This is a genomic window from Paraburkholderia sp., assembly GCF_034668105.1.
Taxonomy (GTDB): Bacteria; Pseudomonadota; Gammaproteobacteria; order Burkholderiales; family Burkholderiaceae; genus Paraburkholderia.
Genome location: NZ_JAXDPY010000047.1, coordinates 1 through 6,847 on the forward strand (window position 1 = coordinate 1; position 6,847 = coordinate 6,847).

Consider the following 6,847-nt stretch of genomic DNA (forward strand, 5'->3'; position numbering starts at 1 on the left):
CAATTGCCTCGCCGTGGGTGCGACGTATGAGTTCATTGAATATGCTCGGCGAATATGCGCACCGTCAGTGCGATGACCGCGGGGATACACAGACAGGCGGCGTATGGCGTGGCACGTTTGCCGGCCATTGCGAAAGTGGGTGCTGAGTTTCTGATGAGCGCGACCAATGGCGTGCGGGATCTGACGAGCAGCCAGACGGCATGCAGACCCGCGGCAACGCTTGCCACCATCCACAGCCCCAGTAGCGCATGCATCCCGAACCATGCGCCGAGCACGGCGAATACCTTGACGTCGGCCGCGCCCATCATGTTGAGCGCGAAGAACGGCATCAACGCGACGAGCCCGATGCCCATGCCGATCATTGCCTGCATCACGGATACGCCGAATGGCGCTTGCAATACAAGCGCACAGGTCAATGCCGCAATGAGACCTGCAATAACAAGCGAATTAGGAATACGCCGGGCGCGGCAATCACATACAGTGACTGCCGCAGCCCAAGCGGTAAATAAAAGAAACGCGGTGGCCAATTTCATGTCGCACTCGACAGGCGTGACGAACCGATACGGACCGCTATTGCAGTTCGTATCCGCCTTCGTATTCTGATTAGATGCCTTGAACAGGATGCGAAAAGTCCACCGCCTTGATCGAGGAATCCTTACGATTTGTTTGCCTGTATGCCCGTGACGGGCCGCCGAGTTAACCGTTGGCGCCACCGGCCGCGCCAGCGCCGGCGGCGCCGGCAGCCGCTGGTGTCGCGGAATTAAGCTGGTCACCAATTCCACTGAACAGACTGGTCAGCTTGCCCCCCATCCCGCTGACCGACGTTGCAATGACCACCACCAGAAGCCCCGCGATCAGACCGTATTCAATGGCCGTAACGCCTTTGTTATCTCTCAGGAAGCGTTGTGTGAACTTTTTCATTTTAACCCTCGGACTTGATTTATTTCGTTTGTCTATATGCCGCGATGGATCGGAGAGTGCTTCAGCGTCAGGGCCAGTGGTCTCTCATTCGGGGCCCTTTGTTACGCCACCACAACGTCCCCTCGCAGCGTGCCTCAATAAAACGGATAGCCGGTCATTGTCTGTTCGATATCGCACCTCCCTCGTCGACTTCCGATGCTTTCGAGTTTTATAACGTATCAATCTTAATTAAGCAATTGCCCGCGTGCATGATCCTCTCAACCTATGCATTTTCCGCGTTCATCAAGATTAACGGCAGTCCGTGCGTTCCGGCACATAGGAATAACCATAAGTTAGATTCGCTCCACTAAATATATGTTCGAAGAGAACGTTTGAACGTTTCGTTTCAATCGCGCGGCACCCCTCGCCGCGCCTGCGTTACGGCGCACCTCGTAACGGCGCGCGCGGCCCGTTACGTTACACAGCCCGCGCAAACGTTTAGCGAATTCATTTCCGCTATGCATATCTGATTGAGTGGACACTTCATCGGTCGCTCTCAAAGCCTTATTGCATATGGCTTTACGTCCCTCGATTAAAGAATGTCCCGCATTGCTCAGTCGAAATGGCACGGCTCATGCAGAGATAGGCGCGCAGCAACACCTAACTACACATGCGATGCGAGGGCGACATGAACATTCAAACGGCCAACACCACGGCACGAATAACCCTGATTGCGGCCGGCGTGGCAGCGATGCTGTCTCTGAGCGCCTGCGGAGGCTCCGGAAGTCTGAGCTCGGGCACCGGCAGCAACGGCAGCGGCTCCGCCGGCGGCACACTTTCCACCAGCGGCGGCAGCACCAGCGGCAGCGGTTCGATGGGCTCGGGCGGTTCCGGCGCCAGCACTTCCGGGACTGGAACTTCGGGGACGGGCACCTCCGGCACCGGCACGTCCGGCACCGGGACCTCGGGCACCGGAGGCGGATCGACGCCGGTCGCGAATGCGCTCGGCACCGTGGTCGGGAACACCGGCGGTGTGGTCGGCGGCATTGGCTCGACAGTCTCGAGCATCGGCACCGTGATCGGTTCGCCAAGCCTGCCCGGCGTCAACGCGCAAACCAATCAGGCCGCGGGCGGCATCGTGCAGCAAGTCGGGTCCGCGGTCTCGACGCTGGGCAACGGTGTATCGCAAGGGCTCGGCCAACTCGGCAGCGGTGGCAACGCAGTCGGCACGACGGTCTCGAGCCTCGGTGGCGTAGTCGGTCATGTCGGCGGCGCGGTGACGGATGCGGGCAACCTCGTGACCAGCCTGGGCAGCGGCCCGCTCGCGCCGTTGGCGACGCTCACCACGCCGCTCGGCGGGGTCGTCGATACGCTCGGCGGCGCCGTGACCAACGGCGGCAGCACGCTCACCACCGCGCTCTCGACAGGCCCCGTTCAGCAAGTCACGCAAACGCTCAGCACCGCGATCACGCCGATTACGTCGACGGTCGCGGCGACGACGCAGACGGTCGGCAACACCACGGGCCTCGGCGCACCGCTGAACGGCGTGCTCGCGACCCTCGGCGGCGGCCTGGGCAAGGCCGGCTCGCTGATCAGTGCGACCGGCGTCAACCCGACCACGGCCGCGCTTGGCCAGACGGTTACGGCGACGGGCACCACGGTCGCATCGGTGGGCGGCCTGATCAGCGGCGGCACCGGCGGCAATCCGCTGGCGCCGCTCACCAGCGCACTCGGCGGCTTGACGGGCGGCACCGGCAGCGGTCCGCTGGCGCCGCTGACCAGCGTGCTCGGCGGCTTGAGCGGTGGCACCAGCGGTAGTCCGCTTGCTCCGCTCGCCGGCGTGCTCGGCGGCTTGACCGGTGGCACCAGCAGTGGTCCGCTTGCTCCGCTCACCGGCGTGCTCGGCAACGTGACCGGCGGTCTGGGCGGCGCTTCGAGCAGCGGCGGTCCGTTGGCACCTGTCACCGGCCTGCTCTCGAGCGTGACGAACGGCCTGAGCGGCGCGAGCGGCGGCAGCAGCAGCCCGCTCGCCCCGGTCACGAGCTTGCTGTCGAACGTCACCGGCGCACTCGGCGGCGTCGCGACACCGGCGGCCGCCACGACCACGACGACCAGCGCCTCGGCCAGCACGAGCCCTGGCCTGTCGCTGTCGGCCACCAGCGGCAAGGGATCGGGCAGCAATGCGCTGGCCCCGGTGACGTCGCTGCTCGGCAGCCTGCTCGGCGGTCTGACGAAGAAGTAAGCAAGGACGCAGAAGCCGTCGAAGAAGCGCAGCAACCGGCACCCGAAGCGCGGCCCGCCAGTCGCGCCGCGGCGCGGCCGGACCCAGGCTGAATTGAGCAGCGCCACTCATCCATCGTTGCACCGGCGCACGGAAGCACGCACACGACACCGAAAAGACACTGAGGAGCACACATGTCCACCCAACGTTTTTTTACTCTCCATGCGACGTGCGCGACCGTCTCGTCGTTGCGCGCACCGTTGCTCGCCGTGGCCGCCGCCGGCCTGCTCGCGGCGTGTGGCGGCAATGGCGTCACGGCGCCGCCGAGCGCCTCGGGCGGCCCCGGTAGTGGTGGTGGCGGCGGAACGAGCGGCACCGGCACGGGCACGCCCACCACCGCCAGCACCACCGGCCTCGCCACCGCCGCGGCGCAGACCACCAATGACCTTGGCAACACGATCGCGTCGCAGACCATTCCAGGCCTCAGCCCGCAAGTCACGCAAGGTCTCGGCAACGCGGTGTCGAGCACGAGCAGCACGCTGAACTCGCTTGCCGATGCGGTGAGCGGCGGCGTCGGTCAGATCGGCACGACCGCCAACCCAGTCGGCACCACGGTCGCCGGCCTCGGCTCGGTGGTCCGCTCGACGAGCGGTGTCGTACAAGGTCTGAGCACCGCGGTCGGCGGTTTGGGCGCGGGCAATCTCGCGCCGCTGTCGCCGCTCACCACGCCGCTGGCCACCGTCCTCTCGACGGCCGCCGGCGCGCTGAACGCCGGTGGCACGACGCTCGGCAATTCGCTCGCCTCCGTGCCGGTGCAGCAGATCACCCAGCCGATCAGCACCGCGATCACGCCGATCGTGCAGACCGCCGGACTTGTGACTCAAACCGTCGGCACGCAGACCGGCCTCGGCGCGCCGCTGGGCGGCGTGCTTGCGCAAGCCGGCGGCGCGTTGAGCTCGGCCGGCTCGCAAGTCGGCGCGGCAACGAAGAATCCGCTCGGCGCCGATCTCGGCACCCTGGTCGGCTCGCTCGGCAACACGGTGACGAACGCCGGCGGCCTCGTCGATCCCAACGGCCCGAATGGCGCGAATCCGATTCCCGGCTTGCTGACGAGCCTCGTCGGCAGCACCAATGTCGCGGTCGTCAATGGGCCGCCTGCCAATGGCAGCCCGTTCGGCCCGCTGCAAAGCGCGCTCGCCAGTCTCGGGCTCGGCAACAATCCGCTCGGCTCGCTATCGACACTGCTCGGTGGCACACCGCTGTCCGGCCTGACCGCAGCACTGGGCGGCACGCCCTTGGGTTCGCTGACTTCGGCGACGGGCGGCTCGCCGCTGGGTTCGCTATCTTCGCTGCTCGGTGGCACGCCGCTGAGTTCGCTGACCTCGACGTTAGGCAGCACGCCGCTGAGTTCGCTGACCTCGGCAACGGGCGGCTCGCCGCTGGGCTCGCTAACTTCGCTGCTGGACGGCACGCCGCTCAGTTCGCTGACCTCGACGTCAGGCGGCACGGGTAGCACGTCGAATCCGGTCTCGGCGCTGACCGGCGCGCTCTCCGGTGTCACGAACAGTACATCGGGCAGCGGCGGTGGCCCGCTTGCGCCCGTGACCGGGCTCGTCGGCCAGCTGACCGGCACGCTCAACTCAGCGGCCGGCTCGACGAGCAGCGCGAGCAGTCCGACGGGCGGTTTGACGACCTTGCTCGGCGGACTCCTGCCGCCCAGCCATAAGTAGTCCGCAGAAGTGGTTGGTCGATGCAACGCGCATCAGACGTCCCGTCAGATGCCGCATTGCGCAGTATGCGTAACAGTCCGCTTCATCACGTGCTCCGCGCTTTTGCGCACCGCGCTCAAGCCCGCGGAGCACGTGACGTAATACAGACAGACATGGCAGTAAGCGTCGAGCCACACATAAGCGATCGCGACCAGCCCGGCCAGGCGGCGCGCCCGCAACACAAGAACGGCATACGAGGAAAATCCGATGAAACTCGGGTACGGCGGTAAATGGACCCTTCTGCTCGCGGCCATTGCGGCGAGCGCGTTGCCGGTGCAAGCACAAGCGCAGTCACGTCCGGCCGGCCCGGCAGTCGGCGGCAATCCGCTGGATTCGCTGCCGCAGATCAAGGCGCCCGACAAGGGCCCGAATGTGACCTTGCAGGTCACGCCGCAAGCCCCGCAACTTCAGGAACTGCTCGCCCGCCATCTGACGCCTTCGAAGATTCAGGTTGAGGGCGTGAAGTCCATTCCGTTCGACGAAGTCGCGCAGCGCTTCACGCCGCTGGTCGGCAAGGACACCACCATCGGCGATCTGATTCAGGTCGCCAACGGCGTGACGAAGCTGTATCAGGACCGCGGCTATGCGCTCTCGTTCGCGTTCATTCCGGCGCAGACGTTCGAGGACGGCGTGGTGCGCGTCACCGTGGTGGAGGGCTACGTGTCGGTGGTCAAGGTGACGGGCAAGGCCGGCGCGGTCGAAGACAAGATCCGCGCGATCGCCGATCACATCGTCGCCGACCGGCCGCTGCGGCGTGCCACCTTCGAGCGCTACATCAATCTGCTGGGCCAGTTGCCCGGGGTCAAGGTCGCGGCCAACGCGGCGCCTCCGCAGAACACCGACGGCGCCACCACGCTCGAGTTGAATGTGGAGCGCAAACCGTTCGACGTGAGCACCGGCATCAACTTCAATCAACCCGGCGTGCAAGGCCTGTTGACCGCGACCGAAAACGGCCTGACCTCGCTCGGCGAACAGTTGAGCGTATCGGCGTTGCTGCCGAAGGGCCGTGACAACGTCACCTACCTCGCCGCGCATGCCGTGGTGCCGATCGGCAGCGACGGACTGACCGGGAAGATCGACGCGTCGCACTATCGCGGCAATCCGGTCGACAATCCCGGCCTGCCCTCCAATATCGAGCGCACGGTCATCAACGACAAGCTCAGCGGTTCCCTGAGCTATCCGATCCTGCTCAACAACCAGCAAAGCCTGCTCGGCACAGCCACGGTCTATGCTTCGCACGACGAAGATCGTTATCACAATCAGGACACCGGCGCGCAGCTCGGTTTTCGCTCGCAGGTGCGAGTGATGCAATTGCAAGCCGACTACACCAGCGCGGAACCGGGTCAGGTGCGCCGCGCGAGTATCAACGTGGCGAAGGCGTTCGATATTCTGGGCGCGTCGAAATCCGGCGACTCGAACGTTCCCGGCACTATCGTCACGAACCCGGCGTCGATCACGTTCGTGCGGACCGGCGCGACCTTTTCGCAAACCAACGAGTGGCCGCTGAAGATCGGCACCGCGGTGTCGTTGACGGGCCAATACAGCGCCGTCTCGCTGCCGACTTCGGAACAGATCTCGTTTGGCGCGCAACGTTTTGCACAAGGCTATCAACCGGGCGAGGCGTCGGGCGATTCGGGCTGGGGCGCGATGCTCGAAATCAACCGGGCGTTCACGCCGGGCTTCACCTATCTGCGCACCCTCACGCCGTACATCTCGTTCGACATGGCGCGCGTGTATCTCCATGCGGGGACGCCGTCGCCGTCGAAGCTGTCGTCGCTTGCATTCGGCTTCCGGATCTCGGACGCGAAGTACTACAGCCTGGATTTGTCGGTGGCCAAACCGATCGGCGACGCGCCGGTGGAAAGCGCGTCGCGCAGCCCGCGCATCAACGCGACGTTCTCGTACCAGCTGAACTGAGGTTCAAAAGTGCCGCGTCCTGATTAGAGGGTCCACTATC

General features: G+C 65.1%; 5 protein-coding genes. 3 read left to right on the plus strand and 2 right to left on the minus strand.

Features of this window, described 5'->3' with window-relative positions; all coding sequences use genetic code 11:
• Nucleotides 1-32: 32 nt before the first annotated feature.
• Nucleotides 33-533, minus strand: a complete 501-nt coding sequence (locus tag QOC89_RS02385; RefSeq protein WP_323043556.1) for an A24 family peptidase — start codon at nucleotides 531-533, stop codon at nucleotides 33-35.
• A 163-nt stretch (nucleotides 534-696) separates the two neighbouring features.
• Nucleotides 697-921, minus strand: a complete 225-nt coding sequence (locus QOC89_RS02390; protein ID WP_323043552.1) for a Flp family type IVb pilin — start codon at nucleotides 919-921, stop codon at nucleotides 697-699.
• A gap of 667 nt (nucleotides 922-1,588) precedes the next feature.
• Between QOC89_RS02390 and QOC89_RS02395 the strand changes: the two genes are divergently transcribed.
• The 3 genes from QOC89_RS02395 (at nucleotide 1,589) to QOC89_RS02405 (ending at nucleotide 6,807) form a co-directional block, all read left to right on the plus strand.
• Complete coding sequence (locus tag QOC89_RS02395; RefSeq protein ID WP_323043553.1) at nucleotides 1,589-3,142, plus strand: collagen-like triple helix repeat-containing protein; 1,554 nt, start codon at nucleotides 1,589-1,591, stop codon at nucleotides 3,140-3,142.
• A 173-nt stretch (nucleotides 3,143-3,315) separates the two neighbouring features.
• A complete protein-coding gene (locus QOC89_RS02400; protein WP_323043554.1) occupies nucleotides 3,316-4,851 on the plus strand; it encodes a collagen-like triple helix repeat-containing protein in 1,536 nt (511 codons plus the stop codon).
• Between the two features lie 246 nt (nucleotides 4,852-5,097).
• Nucleotides 5,098-6,807: a ShlB/FhaC/HecB family hemolysin secretion/activation protein gene (locus tag QOC89_RS02405; RefSeq protein WP_323043555.1), complete on the plus strand. Its 1,710-nt coding sequence runs from the start codon at nucleotides 5,098-5,100 to the stop codon at nucleotides 6,805-6,807.
• Nucleotides 6,808-6,847: the final 40 nt, after the last annotated feature.